The sequence below is a fragment of the Flavobacterium sp. TN-1 genome, from assembly GCF_052828645.1.
In genome coordinates this window covers 1,243,808-1,262,093 of sequence record NZ_CM128253.1, presented here as the reverse complement: position 1 = coordinate 1,262,093, position 18,286 = coordinate 1,243,808, and the positions used below count along the sequence as shown (strand labels likewise).

General features: G+C 31.5%; 15 protein-coding genes and 1 tRNA gene. 6 read left to right on the top strand and 10 right to left on the bottom strand.

Annotation, left to right across the window (positions count from 1 at the left end):
• The first annotated feature begins 234 nt into the window (after window positions 1–234).
• From ACUXZJ_RS05405 to ACUXZJ_RS05385, 5 genes are all read left to right on the top strand, one after another.
• The gene (locus ACUXZJ_RS05405) at window positions 235–1,212 is read left to right on the top strand and encodes a ribonucleotide-diphosphate reductase subunit beta (RefSeq protein ID WP_060383478.1); all 978 of its coding nucleotides are present in this window, start codon (window positions 235–237) and stop codon (window positions 1,210–1,212) included.
• Between the two features lie 138 nt (window positions 1,213–1,350).
• On the top strand, window positions 1,351–3,759 hold the full coding sequence (locus tag ACUXZJ_RS05400; RefSeq protein WP_060383479.1) for a ribonucleoside-diphosphate reductase subunit alpha: 2,409 nt from the start codon (window positions 1,351–1,353) through the stop codon (window positions 3,757–3,759).
• Window positions 3,760–3,906: 147 nt separating this feature from the next.
• Complete coding sequence (locus ACUXZJ_RS05395) at window positions 3,907–4,347, top strand: GNAT family N-acetyltransferase (protein ID WP_060383480.1); 441 nt, start codon at window positions 3,907–3,909, stop codon at window positions 4,345–4,347.
• 90 nt (window positions 4,348–4,437) lie between these two features.
• Window positions 4,438–5,778 carry a deoxyguanosinetriphosphate triphosphohydrolase gene (locus ACUXZJ_RS05390; protein WP_060383481.1) on the top strand — a complete coding sequence of 447 codons (1,341 nt, stop codon included), beginning with the start codon at window positions 4,438–4,440 and terminating at the stop codon, window positions 5,776–5,778.
• A gap of 51 nt (window positions 5,779–5,829) precedes the next feature.
• Window positions 5,830–8,562, top strand: coding sequence for a M36 family metallopeptidase (locus ACUXZJ_RS05385; protein WP_063743610.1), 2,733 nt, complete (start codon window positions 5,830–5,832; stop codon window positions 8,560–8,562).
• A 149-nt stretch (window positions 8,563–8,711) separates the two neighbouring features.
• On the opposite strand, the gene ACUXZJ_RS05380 is transcribed toward ACUXZJ_RS05385, so the two are convergent.
• Entirely contained in the window at window positions 8,712–10,499 is a 1,788-nt protein-coding gene (locus tag ACUXZJ_RS05380; protein ID WP_060383483.1) for a 1-deoxy-D-xylulose-5-phosphate synthase, read from the bottom strand.
• 397 nt (window positions 10,500–10,896) lie between these two features.
• Between ACUXZJ_RS05380 and ACUXZJ_RS05375 the strand changes: the two genes are divergently transcribed.
• Complete coding sequence (locus tag ACUXZJ_RS05375; protein ID WP_060383899.1) at window positions 10,897–11,337, top strand: nucleoside deaminase; 441 nt, start codon at window positions 10,897–10,899, stop codon at window positions 11,335–11,337.
• Window positions 11,338–11,437: 100 nt separating this feature from the next.
• Here the strand turns inward: ACUXZJ_RS05375 and ACUXZJ_RS05370 are convergent, their stop codons facing one another.
• From ACUXZJ_RS05370 to ACUXZJ_RS05330, 9 genes are all read right to left on the bottom strand, one after another.
• Window positions 11,438–11,635 (bottom strand): cold-shock protein, encoded by a 198-nt coding sequence (locus ACUXZJ_RS05370; protein ID WP_014166123.1) that lies wholly within the window; start codon window positions 11,633–11,635, stop codon window positions 11,438–11,440.
• Between the two features lie 53 nt (window positions 11,636–11,688).
• Window positions 11,689–12,252 (bottom strand): DinB family protein, encoded by a 564-nt coding sequence (locus ACUXZJ_RS05365; RefSeq protein WP_063743609.1) that lies wholly within the window; start codon window positions 12,250–12,252, stop codon window positions 11,689–11,691.
• A gap of 32 nt (window positions 12,253–12,284) precedes the next feature.
• Window positions 12,285–12,776 carry a Crp/Fnr family transcriptional regulator gene (locus ACUXZJ_RS05360; RefSeq protein ID WP_317043966.1) on the bottom strand — a complete coding sequence of 164 codons (492 nt, stop codon included), beginning with the start codon at window positions 12,774–12,776 and terminating at the stop codon, window positions 12,285–12,287.
• A gap of 63 nt (window positions 12,777–12,839) precedes the next feature.
• Window positions 12,840–13,382 carry a hypothetical protein gene (locus tag ACUXZJ_RS05355; protein WP_060383486.1) on the bottom strand — a complete coding sequence of 181 codons (543 nt, stop codon included), beginning with the start codon at window positions 13,380–13,382 and terminating at the stop codon, window positions 12,840–12,842.
• Between the two features lie 96 nt (window positions 13,383–13,478).
• Entirely contained in the window at window positions 13,479–15,230 is a 1,752-nt protein-coding gene (aspS, locus tag ACUXZJ_RS05350) for an aspartate--tRNA ligase (RefSeq protein ID WP_063743608.1), read from the bottom strand.
• Window positions 15,231–15,552: 322 nt separating this feature from the next.
• Window positions 15,553–15,626 (bottom strand) — tRNA-Asp (locus ACUXZJ_RS05345).
• Window positions 15,627–15,712: 86 nt separating this feature from the next.
• A complete protein-coding gene (locus tag ACUXZJ_RS05340) occupies window positions 15,713–16,639 on the bottom strand; it encodes a DUF58 domain-containing protein (protein ID WP_063743607.1) in 927 nt (308 codons plus the stop codon).
• Window positions 16,640–16,714: 75 nt separating this feature from the next.
• On the bottom strand, window positions 16,715–17,032 hold the full coding sequence (gene trxA, locus ACUXZJ_RS05335) for a thioredoxin (RefSeq protein ID WP_014166118.1): 318 nt from the start codon (window positions 17,030–17,032) through the stop codon (window positions 16,715–16,717).
• 287 nt (window positions 17,033–17,319) lie between these two features.
• On the bottom strand, window positions 17,320–18,270 hold the full coding sequence (locus tag ACUXZJ_RS05330) for an outer membrane beta-barrel protein (protein WP_063744174.1): 951 nt from the start codon (window positions 18,268–18,270) through the stop codon (window positions 17,320–17,322).
• Window positions 18,271–18,286: the final 16 nt, after the last annotated feature.

Below are 18,286 nucleotides of genomic sequence, written 5' to 3'. Positions count from 1 at the left end.
AGCCTAAAACCCCTTATTTTACAAGGATTAGCGAATATACAAAATCACAAAAAACTGATTTACAATTACTTAACTTTTTAGTAAAGAATAACTTACATTTACATCATTTGTTAAAAACTCACTTGAAATGTGAATAACTATTCTTTCTTTTTTGAGTCTAAATTTAAATCTTTGCACTCCCCAATTACATGTAATTATTCGAATCATTTTAAAACTATAATTCCAGATATAGATATGGCTACTATTGAACCCATTTTACAAGAAAATAAAGACCGTTTTGTGATCTTCCCAATTAAACATCACGACATTTGGGAGTGGTACAAAAAAATGGAAGCAAGCTTCTGGACAGCAGAAGAAATAGATTTGCATCAAGATTTAACTGATTGGAATACCAAACTAAATGAAGATGAAAAATACTTCATTAAACACATTCTAGCTTTTTTTGCTGCATCTGATGGGATTGTAAACGAAAATCTTGCTGAAAATTTTGTAAACGAAGTTCAATATCCTGAAGCTAAATTCTTTTATGGATTTCAGATCATGATGGAGAATATTCATAGTGAAACTTACTCATTATTAATAGACACTTATGTAAAAGATGATGTAGAAAAAGATCAGTTGTTTCATGCTATTGAAGTTTTTCCTGCTATCAAGAAAAAAGCACAATGGGCTTTACGATGGATTGAATCTGATTCATTCGCTGAAAGATTAATAGCGTTTGCAGCAGTAGAAGGTATCTTTTTTTCTGGAGCATTTTGCTCTATTTATTGGTTAAAAAAACGCGGATTAATGCCTGGATTAACCTTTTCTAATGAATTAATCTCTCGAGACGAAGGTGTACACTGTGATTTTGCTGTACATTTACATAATCACCACTTAATCAATAAAGTATCCAAAGAAAGAATTACCGAAATCATAGTAGATGCCTTAAATATAGAACGCGAATTTATAACAGAGTCACTTCCTGTTTCGTTAATAGGAATGAATGCTGTCTTAATGACTCAATACCTAGAATTTGTAGCAGATAGACTCTTAGTTGAGCTCAGCTGCGCTAAAGTTTTTAATGCTACTAATCCTTTTGATTTTATGGACATGATTTCTTTGCAAGGAAAAACCAATTTTTTCGAAAAAAGAGTTGCAGAATATCAAAAAGCAGGCGTAATGAACAATGAGGAAGAATCAAATAAATTTTCATTAGACGCAGATTTCTAAAATACATCTGATAAATCTAAAATCTATCAGATCTAAAAAACATCCATAGTAAAAGTCGGGAGACTGATGTTTTAAAAAATTTTATTATTAACAAGAAAACAAAGAAGGGATTTTTTGTTTTCAAAAAGAAAAAAAACTATGTACGTAGTAAAAAGAGATGGGCATAAAGAACCCGTAATGTTTGACAAAATTACAGATAGAATTAAAAAACTATGTTATGGTCTAAACGACATGGTAGATGCAGTAAAAGTTGCCATGCGAGTAATTGAAGGTCTATATGATGGCGTAACCACTTCTGAATTAGACAATTTAGCTGCCGAAACAGCAGCAGCTATGACTGTTACACATCCTGATTATGCACAACTAGCTGCTAGAATTGCCATTTCTAACTTACACAAAAACACCAAAAAATCGTTTTCAGAAACGATGAATGACATGTTTCACTATGTAAGTCCACGTACTAGAAAAGAAGCTCCTCTTATTTCAGATGAAGTACATAAAGTAATTATGGAAAACGCTGCTTTTCTTGATTCACATGTAATCTACAATCGTGATTTCAACTACGATTATTTCGGATTTAAAACATTAGAACGCTCCTACCTCCTTAAAATAAATGGCAAAATAGCCGAACGCCCACAACACATGTTAATGCGTGTAGCAATTGGAATTCATCTAAACGACTTAGAATCCGTAATAGAAACATACGAATTGATGTCTAAAAAGTTTTTCACACACGCTACTCCAACACTTTTCAACGCAGGAACTCCAAAACCTCAAATGTCTTCTTGTTTTCTTTTAGCTATGCAAGATGATAGTATTGATGGTATTTATGACACACTAAAACAAACTGCTAAAATCTCACAATCTGCTGGAGGTATTGGTCTATCAATCCACAATGTACGAGCTACAGGATCCTACATTAGAGGAACTAACGGCACCTCTAACGGAATTGTGCCCATGTTAAGAGTTTTTAACGACACTGCTCGTTATGTAGACCAAGGAGGAGGAAAACGCAAAGGAAGTTTTGCTATATATATCGAAACTTGGCATGCCGATATTATGGATTTCTTAGATTTAAAGAAAAATCATGGAAAAGAAGAAATGCGCGCTCGTGATCTATTTTACGCCATGTGGACTTCTGATTTATTCATGAAACGCGTAGAAGATGATGATAAATGGACATTGATGTGCCCTAACGAATGTCCTGGTTTATATGATGTATATGGAGAAGAATTTGAAACTTTATATACTCAGTACGAAAATGAAGGTCGTGGCCGTAAAATAATCAAAGCTCGTGAACTGTGGGAAAAGATTCTAGAATCACAAATTGAAACTGGAACCCCATATATGTTATACAAAGATGCTGCCAATCGCAAATCCAATCAAAAGAATTTAGGAACTATTCGTTCTTCAAATCTATGTACAGAAATTATGGAATACACTTCTGCGGATGAAATAGCAGTATGCAACTTGGCATCTTTATCATTACCTATGTTTATAGAAGAAGGTAAATTCAATCATGAATTACTATATAAAGTAACAAAACGAGTTACTCGCAATCTAAACAAAGTAATTGACAGAAATTATTATCCTGTAAAAGAAGCTGAAAACTCTAACATGCGTCATCGCCCAATAGGATTAGGAGTACAAGGTCTAGCTGATGCTTTTATTTTATTACGTATGCCCTTTACAAGCGATGAAGCTAAAAAATTGAACCAAGAAATATTTGAAACAATGTATTTTGCTGCCGTAGAAACCTCTATGGAAATGGCAAAAGAAGAAGGATCTTACTCGACTTTCAAAGGCTCACCAATATCTGAAGGACAATTTCAATATAATCTTTGGGGAATAAAAGACGAAGAATTATCAGGTCGTTGGGATTGGGCTACATTAAGAAAAGAAGTAGTAAAACACGGCGTTCGAAATTCTTTATTAATGGCACCAATGCCTACTGCCTCTACCTCTCAGATCCTTGGAAACAACGAAGCCTTTGAACCCTATACTTCAAATATTTATACGCGTCGTGTTCTTTCTGGTGAATTTATTGTAGTAAATAAACATTTATTAGAAGATCTTGTAAAATGCGGACTATGGAATGAGGAACTAAAACAAGAAATAATGCGCCATAACGGTTCTGTTCAAAACATTGATCGCATTCCTCAAGATTTAAAAGATTTATACAAAACGGTTTGGGAAATGTCTATGAAAGATATTATTGATATGTCTCGTCAACGCGGGTATTTTATTGACCAATCTCAATCATTAAATTTATTTATGGAAGGGGCAACCTTTGCCAAATTAACCTCTATGCACTTTTACGCATGGAAATCAGGTTTAAAAACAGGTATGTACTACTTAAGAACTAAAGCAGCAGTAGATGCTATTAAGTTCACTTTAAACAATGAAAAAAAAGCAGAATCCTCAGAATCTCCAAAAGAAACTGAATTAGTAATACCAGAAGTCGAAATGACAACAGAAGAGTTCAGAGCAATGATTGAACGCTCTCGTAATGCAGAACCAGAAGACTGCGAGATGTGCGGATCTTAACCAGTAATTTCAACCTAAACAACACACATTCTTAACAGCCATCAAATGATGGCTGTTATATTTTAAAAAGAAGAAATTACAGATAGAAAAGATATCAAATAATATCCTTATATTTATTTTAAATACTCAACAAAACAATTAAAATAAATGAAACTAATCCGTACAACATCTGACAATCTTGATTTCAAATACTTAACACATTTATTTGATGAATATTTAACAGATATTGATGGTGATCAGAAAGATTTTTTTGCTCATTACAACAATAAATATTTAGCACATGTTTTAGTAATTTACAAAAATGGACAAGCAGTAGGTTGTGGTGGTTTTAAAGAATACAATCAAGAAACAGCAGAAATAAAAAGAATGTTTGTTCATCCAGATCAACGTAAAAAAGGAATAGCCACACTTCTTTTAAATGAAATTGAAAAATGGGCAAATGAATACGGTTATCAAAAGTTCATTTTAGAAACCTCTCCTAAGCTTAAAAATGCCATTTCATTGTATAAAAAATTAGGCTATTATACAATACCAAATTTTGGACAATACATAGGTATAAAAAACAGTATTTGCATGAAAAAATCTTAGGTGTATTCAACAAAATTAAAAAACAAATAACACTATACTAAAAAAAGTAATTTTACTATATTCGACCACTCTAAAATCTAAATTCCAATGATGAACTGGGAACAACTTTTATCTTTAAAACGACAAGGTGATACTAGCAAACGATTACGCAAAGAACAAGATGAAACAAGACTAGGTTTTGAAGTTGATTATGATCGCGTAATATTTTCGGCAGCCTTTAGAAGTTTACAAGATAAAACTCAAGTTATTCCATTATCCAAAACTGATTTTGTACACACACGATTAACTCATAGTCTTGAAGTTTCGGTTGTAGGACGTTCCTTGGGTCGTTTAGTCGGTAAAAAAATACTTGAAAAATACCCTTATCTACAGGAAATACATGGGTATCAAGCTAATGATTTTGGAGCTATTGTAGCAGCAGCAGCTTTAGCCCATGATATAGGAAATCCTCCTTTTGGACATTCAGGGGAAAAAGCCATCGGCGAATATTTTTCTATTGGTAATGGACAAAAATTCAAAAATCAACTAACCTCAAAAGAATGGCAAGATCTAATAGATTTTGAAGGAAATGCAAATGGTTTCTCTGTCTTAACGAGTTCCCGTCCAGGAGTAGAAGGCGGGTTAAGACTAACTTACGCTACTTTAGGTTCCTTTATGAAATATCCTAAAGAAAGCCTTCCAAAAAGACCAACTTCCAATATATCGGATAAAAAGTACGGCTTCTTTCAACAAGATAAAATCTTTTTTAAAGAAATAGCAGAAGAATTAGGATTAATTCCTAACAAATTAGAAAGTGATATAAAATATGAACGTCATCCTCTGGCATATCTTGTTGAAGCTGCCGATGATATTTGTTATACCATCATAGATTTTGAAGACGGGATCAACCTAGGTCTAGTCTCTGAAGACTATGCTCTAGAATATTTAATTAAACTAGTAAAAGATTCCATAGACACTTCAAAATACAACGCATTAACCACAAAAGAAGACCGAATCAGCTATTTGAGAGCACTAGCAATAGGCAGTCTAATAAATGATGCTGTTACTGTTTTTATTGAAAATGAAGAATTAATTCTTCAAGGCAAATTTCCTTATGCTCTGACAGAAAAATCAAAATACAAAGCACAAATGAATGACATCATTAATCTTAGCATAAAAAATATTTACCAAAGTAAAGAAGTCATTGAAAAAGAAATAAACGGTTATCAAATCATCAATAATTTATTAGACAAGTTCATCACGGCATATAACAATAAATTTGAAGGCAACGAAACTAATTTTGATAAGCTTCTATTAAAAATTCTACCCGAAAAACACAATATAGAAAAAGAAAGCCTCTATGAACGTCTATTACATATTTGTCATTTCATTTCTATGCTCACTGATGGAAATGCTCTACTATACAATAAAATGATTTCTACAAAAAACTAAATAACTTAGTTACAAAAAAAATACTTCATGCTTAATCAAATACATTAAATTATGATAAAAAAAATTTCCTTTTTATTATCCTTATTTACAATAATTACATTTAGTCAAAACAACATTGATCTAATAAAAAACCACTTAAAAGGAAACACCTCTAAAATCAAAATGAATCAACATGATATTGATAATTTAATCATATCAGATGAGTTTATAACAACCAATAATAATACGGTTTGTCACGTAAAACAAACACAAAATGGTATACCTATTTATAATATTGACTCTAATTTTATAATTGATAACACAGGAAAAGTTTCAGGCAAATTAAAAACTATTCCAGAATTTCCAGACAACGAAAAAAAAAGGGTTCAAAAAATAGATGTAAACACTGCCTTAACAAAAGCTTTAGTATCAACTAATGATATTATATCAGAACATATATTTAGTAAACTTGAAAACAACAAATTTAGGTTAGAAAATAAAATTAAAAAAGAAAAGGATATAAACGGAGAATTAGTCTATTTTTTAACCGACAAAAATGAGTTAAAACTCACTTACTTCTTTGAATATTACTCTGATAGTGGTGAAAAAGATTTATGGAATATTTTTATAGATGCCGAAACAGGCAACATTATTGAAAAAAGAAATAAAACTTTAAAATGTACCTTTCAGAAAGAACATGATTATACAACAAACAATCAATCCTTTTTATTTAAAAAAGAAAACTTATCAAAATCAGGCTTATTATCACCTAATACCACAAACTACAAAGTTACACCTTGGAACTACGAAAGCCCTAATCATTATAGAGAAGCTTTTCCTACTAATATAGAAGGTAGAACAATTGTTACAAATCCTGAATCAACTACCGCATTAGCCCCACTTAGTCTTGCTGCTTCTCCCAACGGATGGCACAATAATAATTCTATTATTGGCAATACAACAGACTCTACTACATTTAACTATACAAAAGGTAATAATGTATTTGCTTATTCCGACACAAAGAACTTAGATCCTCCTATCACCTCTATTAAAAGTTACACCTATTCATCTTCGGGTTCCTATCCAAATTTAACTTTTGAGTATCCTTATTCTGGATTATCAACTTCTCCTATAAATGAAATAGATGCCGCTAATACAAATCTTTTTTACATGAACAATATCATGCATGATTTATGGTATCAATATGGTTTTGATGAAACAAACAAAAACTTTCAAGATAAAAATTACAATCGTGGAGGACTACAAGGAGATTATGTTTTAGCACAATCACAAGATGCTTCTCAAAGCAGTTCTCCTAATTACAACAATGCTAACTTTTCTACACCCTCTGATGGACAAAACCCTAAAATGCAAATGTATTTATGGCAACATCCCGTTCCTATCAAAGTACAAATAACCACCGGATCATTATTAGGTAAAATATACAGTGCTATGGATAATGATTTTACATCAGGACATATTGAATTACCTATAAATCCCAATGATATGTCTGGTGAACTTGTCTTATTTAGCGATACTGCAAATCCTGATGGAACAAATCCTGATATAAATGATGGATGCTCAGCCACAACCAATACCATAACTGATAAAATTGCTGTGGTCAGACGAGGCAATTGTAGTTTTTCTTCAAAAGCAATTGCAGCCCAAAATGCTGGAGCAAAAGCATTAATAGTAGTAAACAACTCTCTGGATTCCCTAGATCTTGGGGGAGGTGATACAGCCGTTAAAATTCCTGTTATAGGTTTATCAAAGGCAGATGGAGATGAATTAATTCGAGTATTAACAACAGAAAGCAATATTCACACAATTCTTGAAAACAAAAACTACATCTATGCTGACGGCGATTTTGATAACGGAATTATTGCACATGAATACGGTCATGGAATTTCTTCAAGACTTTCAGGCAATTGTTTAAATAGCTCAGAACAAATGGGAGAAGGCTGGTCTGACTGGTTTTGGCTAATGATGCAAATAAAGGAAGGAGATAAAGGTAGCGACAAAAAAAGCCTCGGAACTTTTACTCGTAATCAACCAATTAACGGCAAAAGCATCAGAAAATACCCTTATACAACAGATATGAATATTAATCCTTATACATACGCAGATCTAAATAAAATGTGGTATTTAGACCCAATTGATAAAACAGAAAAAATTAACTCTCATGCTATTGGAACTGTTTGGGCTTCAATTTTATGGGATCTAACATGGGCTTATATTAATAAATATGGTTTTGATAATAATATTTACAACGGTACAGGCGGAAACAATAAAATAATGAAAATCGTATTAGATGCCATCAAAATAGATGGCTGTTCACCTAGTTTTATAACAGGCAGAGATGCTATTTTAACTGCAGATAAAGCGGCCACTGGTGGTCAAAATTACGAATTGATATGGAGAGTTTTTGCTAGAAGAGGTGTAGGCAATAGTGCTTCTTCAGGAGTAAGCAACACAGGGGTTGCAGGTATAAAAGATAATCCAACTTCTTTACACACAGACTTACCTCCTGACATTCTACTAAATAACGAAGATTTCATCTCAAATGACCTAATTAATATTTATCCAAATCCATCAAAAGGATTAATAAACATTTCTTTCGATAGAACTATTAATAATTCAATATTAAAAGTTAGTGATATTAACGGACGAATTGTTTATTATGAAGAAATGAATAAAATAAATCAGTTAGAAACAATAGATTTAAACTCTTTACAAAAAGGATTTTATATTCTAACCTTAAAAAATCAAAATATAAACTTTAGCAAAAAAATACTTTTAGAATAAATTGAATCTAAAACCATAAAAAATGTATTTAAAATCATAAGATCCCTCTTCTTTTATTAAACTAAAAGAACTGTCTAAAAGGTTAAAACAAAAGATTTTGTCTTTAATCTTAGACAGTTTCTTTTTATTTGTTGAAGTTTTACCTATTTTTAAACTTCTTCTTTATCTAGCATAAATAGTTTCAACAACACTGTTAATCCTACCACATCAATTCCACACATTTTTTGCAATTCATTAATAGTCCCTTGCTCTATAAATTCATCGGGAACTCCTAATCTTTTTATCGGAATTAAATAATCGTGATCTGTAAAAAAGGAACTTATTAAAGTACCAAAACCCCCTTTAATACATCCTTCTTCAATAGTAATAATTTGTTTGTAATTTTGACCTATTTCATGTAGAACAACCTCATCTAGAGGTTTAACAAAAGGAAAATGATAATGAGAAAATTGTTCTGATTTTAAATCATCTAAAGCCTTCATCATATTATTACCAATAGTTCCTGTAGATAAAATAGCTATATTTTTACCTTTACGTAATCGTTTTGCTTTTCCTATTTTTATCTTTTCAAAAGGAAATATTTCTTTTTTAATAAACCCTCTACCTCTAGGATAACGAATACTTACAGGAGTATTAAGACCTACTTGAAAAGTATACATCATATTACGAAGTTCAATTTCGTTTAGCGGTGCTGCAACAATTAATTCTGGAATACAACTCAAATAAGCAATATCATATAAACCATGATGAGTAGCTCCATCTTCTCCAACAAAACCAGCTCTATCAAGACAAAAAATAACAGGCAATTTTTGTAATGCTACATCATGAATAACTTGATCGTAGGCTCTTTGTAAAAAAGTAGAATATATATTACAAAAAACAATCATTCCTTGTGTAGCCATACCCGCAGAAAAGGTTACAGCATGTTGCTCTGCAATTCCCACATCAAAAGCACGTTCTGGAAAAGTTTCCATCATAAATTTCATAGAACTACCTGATGGCATTGCGGGTGTTACACCTACAATTTTATGATTATCTCGTGCTAATTCTACTAAAGTTTCACCGAAAACATCTTGAAATTTTGATGGTAAGTTTTCTTCTTCTTTTGGGTATATTTTGCCCGTTTCTGGATCAAATTTACCAGGAGCATGATATTTAACTTGATTTTCTTCTGCTAGTTTCAACCCTTTTCCTTTAGTTGTAATTATATGAAGAAATTTAGGCCCTTTAACTTCTTTTAATCTTTTAAATTCAGAAATTAACAAATCTATATTATGGCCATCAATAGGTCCTGAATAATCAAAATTTAAAGCTTTAAAAATATTATTTTCAGTATGTAGTTTTCCGTTTTTAAATGATGTAAAATAGTCTTTTAAAGCACCTACACTTGGATCAATTCCTATGGCATTATCATTAAGTATAACTAAAATATTAGCATCTGTATCACCCGCATGATTAAGCGCTTCAAAAGCCATTCCTGAAGCTATAGAAGCATCTCCTATAACGGCTATATGGTGTTTATCTAAATTACCCATAAGCTTTGAAGCTATTGCCATACCTAAAACAGCAGAAATAGATGTAGAGGAATGACCTACTCCAAAAGCATCGAATTCACTTTCAGAACGTTTGGGAAATCCTGAAATACCTCCTAAATCTCGATTTGTATGAAACACCTCTCTTCTACCTGTTAAAATCTTATGTCCATAGGCTTGGTGTCCTACATCCCAAACCAACAAATCTTTAGGGGTATTAAAAACATAATGCAAAGCAATTGTCAACTCAATTACGCCTAAACTTGCCCCTAAATGACCTTCTTTTTGAGAAATGATTGTTATAATAAAATCACGCAATTCTTTTGCTAATAAAGGTAATTGCAGAATTTCTATTTTTCTTAAATCGCTTGGAGAATTTATCGAGTCTAAAATTGTACTTTCCATAATAAGCAAAATTAATCAAAACTATTTATTATTCTAGATTTTATAAAGTATCATCTCTTATATCTTAAGTACTTTTTCTTAGTAATTCTAACCTAATTTATTTTTAAGACAATCATAAAAAATCATTAAAACCATGCAATTAACACAAAATAATCATAAATTTTATGATAATGATTAAAAGGAAGCAACATTAAATCTCTGGTATCTTTTATACCTAAAATCAATTATTAATTTCATACAGAACAGATAAAAGATTCTTGTTTTTAAGGGCATTATTAGATTTTAATTTTTATTATAAATAGATAAAGTAGTTATAGGTATGAGTATTTCAAACATAACAACCAGAATTAAGGGTTATTACGGACAGAGATCATTACAAAATTGTAAATTTGCTCTTATGGAAAACATTTTTACAGACGAATATTTTATGAAAAAAGCCTTACAAGAAGCCGAAATGGCTTTTCAAGAAGGCGAAATTCCTGTAGGAGCTATAATTGTAATAGATAATCGAGTAATAGCTCGAAGCCACAATTTGACAGAAATGCTCAATGATGTAACTGCACATGCTGAAATGCAAGCCATAACTGCTTCTGCCAATTTTTTAGGCGGAAAATACTTAAAAGGATGCACTCTGTACGTTACTCTAGAACCTTGTCAAATGTGTGCAGGAGCATTATATTGGAGTCAGATTTCAAAAATTGTATATGGTGCATCTGATGAACAAAGAGGTTACAGAGTTATGGGAACTAAATTACACCCTAAAACTGAAGTGGTTACAGGAATCATGAAAGATGAGTGTACACGTTTAATCAGAGATTTTTTTAAAAAAAAGAGGTAATTCTAAAAAACGATAAAATATTTAACCATTCATAAAAGGAATAAAAAACCGCCCCATAAAAGGAGCGGTGTAACATTCCGGTAATCTAAAATAATATATATTATTCGATAACAACTACGTTAGTAGCTACTTTACCTTTACGTCCGTCTTCTTCGTTGTACGAAACTTTTTGTCCTTCTTTAAGTTCTTTACCACCTGTTGCAGTAATGTGAACGAAGATGTCTGATCCAGTTTCGTCGTTTGTAATGAATCCAAAACCTTTAGACTCTACAAAAAATTTCACTTTGCCTGTTAGCATTCTAAAAAAATAAAAAATTAATAATTATCAAAGATAGACTTTTTGTCGAGATATCAAAGTCTTATATTCAAAAGTTTATGGATTATTTTTTGACACTGAACAATATGGCGTTCATCATGATTAATTATAAAACGAAAGCTATCTCCTAATTGTATACTCAAACAACGAGCAATACTTATCTTTATTTTTTCCTTCTCAAGATCTATACTTTCCGCTTTCTTTAATAGATCTAGCAATTGTTTTTGTTGATTTAAAAATCTGTCAATTGTTGTTTTGTCCAAAGGTATTTTTAGAGGATTTTTATCCTTAAATGTTTTCATTTTACTTGTTTTAGCACCCAACAGCATGCTCTTTGCAAAATAATCTCCTAACCAACCTGATGTATAATAAATTTTAGGTCTAAATTTACTTTTAGAAATGACTTTTTCTATTTCTGGCAAATAATAATCACCATAAAGATTCAAATGTTCTATACATTCTAAAATATTCCAAGAAGTAGATGAACTTCGGTATTGTAAAAAACCTAAGTTCTCTTCTTTTAGGGTAGTTACATAATCAATATGAGTTTGCACTTGTTTCTTTAATTCACTTAGCAAAATTTGTGTAGTTGTTTTCATAGCAATGATAATTACTACAAATTTCCTTTTTATTATTTTAAATTTTCTTGATACATATCAAGACTTTTCAATCTTGATAATGTTTCGGGTGACATACGAAGATAATTTGCGATAAGTTTATGAGGAATTTCCTGAAACACTAGTGGATTACGTAGTTGAATACGCTCTAATCGTTCTTTAGCAGAAACCGTAAGTAAATCCATTTCTCGTTCTAACTGTTGTAAAATTAAGTCTTCTAACACCTCATTCCAAACCTTTAAAGTTTCTATATTAGCATACATTAATGCCTTGAATTTATTTTTATTTACTTTTAGAACTATAGTTTTTTTTATAGCTTGAATCGAAAAAACAGTTGGTTTATCAGAAAAAAAACTATCTAAACAAGTAATAAAATCACCCTTATAACCAAAACGAATAATCTGTTCTTCTGTATTGAAGACGGAAATTTTCAGGCTTCCGTCTTTCACAAAATAAATATTAGTATCAATACTCCCATTTACAACCAAATATTCGTTTCTTTTCAACAGTAAAGTTTTTTCAAACAACTGGTGCTGATTTAAAAGTGTAAACAAGAGGTTTTTCATATCTTAATACAAATAAGATTTCATTTCTTTCCAAGTACTTTTAGGTTGCTCAATAATTATCTCGTCTCCTTTTTCTTTTTTGTATCGAATAAATTTAAGATTGGCTATACCTTCTTGAGGATAAGCTTTCTTTTGTTTATTAAAAATTACTTCACGCATTCCTGTTGAACTTATATTAAGTACCTTCCATCCATTTACAATTTTGGCTTTTGCTATTACAGGCGTTTCAACCAAAGAGAAATCTCCTTTTATTTTTAAGTTTGAATCTAAGATTAAGGCATCACAACCGCCATTTCCACAGGAGTTATTAAAGAATACAAAATAATCCTTTTTCTTATCATTATTCAAATCAATTTCACGCAAAATAAATTTTCTTTTTCCTCTTTGCTCTTTTTCATATTCGGAACTTGAACCATATTTTTTCACTAATTCAATTTCTCGTTTTTTTAGAAATTCAGTGATTTTAGTTATTGTTTTTTTATCTTGAGCAAAAGAATTTGCAGTACATAATAAAACTACCACTAGGGAGGTTATTCTCATTTTCATCTTTTAAAAATTAAAAAAGGGCTGCCCAAAAAGGTCATTATATCATCTCAACCTTTTCAGACACCCTCTTGCATCAAATTTATAAAAATTATATGATTATTCAGTTATCGAAGCAATAAACAGTTCGTTTAATTGTTTCAAATCTAAAACTGAAGGGGCATCAATCATAACATCTCTACCTGAATTATTTTTAGGAAAAGCAATAAAGTCACGAATAATTTCTTGACCTCCTAAAATAGCCACTAAGCGATCCAATCCAAAAGCCAACCCTCCGTGTGGTGGTGCGCCATATTGAAAGGCATTCATTAAGAATCCAAATTGATTTTCTGCTTCTTCTTTTGAAAACCCAAGAAGTTCAAACATTTTTGCTTGCAAATCTTTATCATGAATACGTATTGAACCTCCTCCGATTTCATTTCCGTTTAATACCATATCATAGGCATTCGCTCTAATTTTTCCTGGTTCTATTCCTATTAAATGAACATCCTCTGGTTTTGGTGATGTAAACGGATGGTGCATTGCATGATAACGACCACTTTCTTCATCCCATTCTAACAAAGGAAAATCAACTACCCATAACGGAGCAAACTCATTGGGTTTACGTAATCCCATTTGGTTAGCTAACTCCATACGCAAAGCACTTAATTGTGTACGTGTTTTATTAGCTGGTCCAGATAAAACAAAGATAATATCTCCTGCATTAGCATTAGTTATCTCTGCCCATTTATTTAAGTCTTCTTGATCGTAAAATTTATCTACTGATGATTTGAAAGAACCATCTGTTTCGCATTTACAGTATACCATTCCCGAAGCTCCTACTTGTGGGCGTTTTATCCACTCAATCCAAGCATCAATTTCCTTACGTGTAAAGGAAGCACCACCTGGTACAGCAATACCTACTACTAACTCAGCTGAATTAAAAACACCAAATTCTTTATGTTGCGCCACCGTATTTAACTCTCCAAACTTCATCCCAAAACGAATATCTGGTTTATCATTACCATAGGTTTTCATCGCATAATCATAAGTAATTCTAGGGAATTTATCTACTTCTATTCCTTTTACTTCTTTTAACAAATGACGTGTTAAGCCCTCGAACATATTTAAAATATCTTCTTGTTCAACAAACGCCATTTCACAATCAATTTGAGTAAACTCAGGTTGACGATCAGCACGCAAATCCTCATCACGGAAACATTTTACAATTTGAAAGTATTTATCCATACCTCCTACCATCAACAATTGTTTGAATGTTTGTGGTGATTGTGGCAACGCATAAAATTGCCCAGGATTCATACGTGAAGGCACCACAAAGTCTCTAGCTCCTTCTGGAGTTGACTTTATTAGATAAGGTGTTTCTACTTCACAAAAGCCTTGATTGGAAAGATAATTTCTTACTTCCATAGCCACACGATGACGGAATAATAAACTATTTTTTACTGGATTACGACGAATATCTAGATAACGATATTTCATACGTAATTCTTCTCCTCCGTCTGTCTCGTCCTCAATAGTAAAAGGCGGCAATTGTGCTTGATTTAAAACAATTAATTCTTTTACTAAAATCTCTATATCACCCGTAGCTATATTTGAATTTTTTGACTCGCGTTCTATTACAGTTCCTTTTACTTGAACTACAAATTCACGACCTAAAGTTTTAGCTAATTCCATTACTTTTTTATCAGTACGACTTTCGTCAAAAATCAACTGAGTAATTCCGTAACGATCACGCAAATCAACCCATATCATAAAACCTTTATCACGTGATTTCTGAACCCATCCTGCAAGGGTAACTTCTGTATTGATATGTGACGTATTTAATTCGCCGCAAGTATGACTTCTAAACATTTCTATAAAATTTGAATACAAAAATACTATTTTAAAAGATAATTTGTTTTTTACTTTACTTACAAATTAACATTATTTTGAATTGAGACGAAAAGTTGCGAAGAAATTTAAAAAGTTTTCAAAACGCCACAACGTTTTCTTAACTTCTTAACCAAAGACATTGAAAATAAAAAAAGCTCCCCTAAACGGAAAGCTTTTCATTGGTCTAACTACTAAACCATTCCGATTTTACTCGGAACTAAACAACACAACTAATTTTAAAATCTTTTTTTGGGCAAAAAAGCGCTCCGAAGAGCGCTTCTAATAATTTTCCCAATTTTCGCGGTCTGGACGGGACTCGAACCCGCGACCCCATGCGTGACAGGCATGTATTCTAACCAACTGAACTACCAAACCTTGTGCGTTATTGCGGTGCAAATATACGACTGTTTTTTTGTTTTGCAAGGAAAAAAAATATTTTTTTTTATTTTTTTTAAACAAAATCAAATAAAACCTTGTTTTTCAATGAGATAAGATGTCATTATTTTTTCAAATTTTCCTTCAATTGAAACGGGCACATATTTAATTTTATACAATGAACAAGTATTGGCTATCCTTTCAAAATAAGAAGTCATCATTTCCTGATATCGACTACTTAATCCGTCTCCAAACAAATTTACTTCTTCATTAGTTTCTAAATCCACAAATTTGCGTGGTTGATTATCAAAATGTAAATTAAATTCTGTTTTATAATCTACTACATGAAAAACCACTACTTTATGTTTATTATATTTTAAATGTTGCAATGCTTTAAACAAACGCTCTTCATCTTCTAACTGAAACATATCTGTAAAAAGTATTACCATAGAACGCTTATGCAACTTTTCGGCTATCTGATGTAAGTATGTGATAGTGTCTGTTTTTTTATAAGCAGGTTTATCCTTCAAAAGCTTATCTAATTGATTCAACAACATCCTGTGATGACGTTCACTTCCTTTTTCTGGCGCATAATATTCGTAATGATCTGAATAAATACTTAAACCCACGGCATCTCGTTGTCTTTTTAACAAATTCATTAAAACAGCTGATGCCAAAACAGAAAAACCGATCTTATTTTCATAAAACATTTGTTCTTTTTTAAGCAATGGATAATACATGGAAGAAGAATTATCAACAATCAGATGACAACGCAAATTGGTTTCTTCTTCATATCGCTTAGTATATAAACGATCTGTTTTAGCATATAATTTCCAATCAATATGTTTTGTACTTTCTCCCGAATTATATATTTTGTGTTCAGCAAATTCAGCTGAAAAACCATGAAAGGGTGACTTATGCATCCCTGAAATAAAGCCTTCTACAATTTGATTAGCCAAAAGTTCTAGATGTTGAAAGCTAGAAATAGTTTTAATTTGAGATTCTAAATTCATAACTCAAATATACAGAATATGACATAAAAAAAGGCCTAACAAATGTTAGACCTTTTAAGTTTTTCTTATATTTTATTACAATAAGGCATCAATTGCTTTAGCATAAGTATCTTTAGGAGCTACACCTACCTGACGTCCCACTACTTCCCCATTTTGAAAAATCAAAACAGTAGGAATATTGCGAACACCGTACTTTGCAGCAAATTCTTGATTGGCATCGACATCTACCTTACCTATTACTGCTTTTCCTTCATATTCTGTTGCAATTTCATCAATAACGGGACCTACCATACGACAAGGTCCACACCAAGCCGCCCAAAAATCCACTAAAACAGGTTTGTCTGATTGTAATACTACCTCATCAAATGTAGCATCTGTAATTGCTAATGCCATGTTATATCTTTTTAATTGTTAGACAAATTTACTACTTTATTTCAATTACAAATACACTTCAATATTAATAATTAAAATAGCTCTATAACTAAAACAAATAGAGAATAAAGTGGGTATATAAAAAGCAATCTATTAACATCTAATTTAGCACTTTTCCTTTCATCAAAAGGATAGATATATTGTATGTGCTATTTTACTTTAACTGTTATAATTCACTCGAATTTCCTTTTGATCAAAACAAGTTCTCAAACTTTTATCCCTCTTTAAGCATCTAACATATAAGATTACTAGAAATTATAACGCATTCCTAATGACAAACCAATACCACTAATACCTACATACGAACTTAGTTCATCTTTAGGTTTTGAGGAATCAAAACCAGTTTGATTTGTTTCTAAACTATTAGAAGTTGTATTTAACTGATTAACGTAATTTGTATGAGATTCCGAATAAGGTAAATTAGGCAATTGATTTACCCCTTCTACTCTATATTCTGTAGTTTCTTTTGTTTTTCCATGTACAGTAAAATTTCTGTATTCAATTTCAGCATAAGCAGATAATTTTGGAGCTATTTTATATGAAGTTCCAAGAGAAGCCATAAAACCAAGCGTAGGATTAGGCTTTACCACATCTGTTCTTTCTGAATTTCTATATTTAGAGAAAGCTGGATTTGAAGCATAAAGTGGCGATATAGTAGACTTTGTAGTAGATTTTATTGTTAAATCACCAAATACAGGAATGATAACCCCTACTTTAGTATAAGGTTCAAACTTATTTACTTCTCCTAAGTACAACACAACCGAAGGTGATAAATCTAACGCTCTAATTTTACCACTTACAACAGCATCAAAATCACCAATAGATGAAACAGGTGTTTTAATCGACACATGTCTTTCAGCCATAGTTTTAGAAGCACTCATATAGTAATGTACTCCCATTTCAACTCCAAAACGTTCTGAAAAGCGAAATCCTCCAATAAGATTAGTTCTTGAACCCTCACCAAAAGAACCTGTTATAGATTCTTTAGAAACTAAACTTGATGAAACACCAGTACCTCCAACAGTTATTAACGTTGTTTCATTTGTTGCAGCCAAACCGCTTACAACAGGAAATTCAGTTCCAACAGTTTGAAGAAAATAAGAACCTCCCGCTTTTAAATAAAACCCTCTTTTTGAATCCTGAGCATTAGTTGCTAATGAAAGAGCTACTGCTCCTAGTAACATAAATTTTTTAATCATTTCTTTAATAATTAGG

What these genes read in the sequence shown, in the direction of transcription:
- ACUXZJ_RS05400 (WP_060383479.1), top strand. Translation starts at nt 1,351, where the DNA reads ATGTACGTAGTAAAAAGAGATGGGCATAAAGAACCCGTAATGTTTGAC.
- ACUXZJ_RS05380 (WP_060383483.1), bottom strand. Translation starts at nt 10,499, where the DNA reads ATGGAAAGTACAATTTTAGACTCGATAAATTCTCCAAGCGATTTAAGA.
- ACUXZJ_RS05385 (WP_063743610.1), top strand. Translation starts at nt 5,830, where the DNA reads ATGATAAAAAAAATTTCCTTTTTATTATCCTTATTTACAATAATTACA.
- ACUXZJ_RS05365 (WP_063743609.1), bottom strand. Translation starts at nt 12,252, where the DNA reads ATGAAAACAACTACACAAATTTTGCTAAGTGAATTAAAGAAACAAGTG.
- ACUXZJ_RS05375 (WP_060383899.1), top strand. Translation starts at nt 10,897, where the DNA reads ATGGAAAACATTTTTACAGACGAATATTTTATGAAAAAAGCCTTACAA.
- ACUXZJ_RS05390 (WP_060383481.1), top strand. Translation starts at nt 4,438, where the DNA reads ATGAACTGGGAACAACTTTTATCTTTAAAACGACAAGGTGATACTAGC.
- ACUXZJ_RS05355 (WP_060383486.1), bottom strand. Translation starts at nt 13,382, where the DNA reads ATGAAAATGAGAATAACCTCCCTAGTGGTAGTTTTATTATGTACTGCA.
- ACUXZJ_RS05370 (WP_014166123.1), bottom strand. Translation starts at nt 11,635, where the DNA reads ATGCTAACAGGCAAAGTGAAATTTTTTGTAGAGTCTAAAGGTTTTGGA.
- aspS (WP_063743608.1), bottom strand. Translation starts at nt 15,230, where the DNA reads ATGTTTAGAAGTCATACTTGCGGCGAATTAAATACGTCACATATCAAT.
- ACUXZJ_RS05340 (WP_063743607.1), bottom strand. Translation starts at nt 16,639, where the DNA reads ATGAATTTAGAATCTCAAATTAAAACTATTTCTAGCTTTCAACATCTA.
- ACUXZJ_RS05330 (WP_063744174.1), bottom strand. Translation starts at nt 18,270, where the DNA reads ATGATTAAAAAATTTATGTTACTAGGAGCAGTAGCTCTTTCATTAGCA.
- trxA (WP_014166118.1), bottom strand. Translation starts at nt 17,032, where the DNA reads ATGGCATTAGCAATTACAGATGCTACATTTGATGAGGTAGTATTACAA.
- ACUXZJ_RS05395 (WP_060383480.1), top strand. Translation starts at nt 3,907, where the DNA reads ATGAAACTAATCCGTACAACATCTGACAATCTTGATTTCAAATACTTA.
- ACUXZJ_RS05405 (WP_060383478.1), top strand. Translation starts at nt 235, where the DNA reads ATGGCTACTATTGAACCCATTTTACAAGAAAATAAAGACCGTTTTGTG.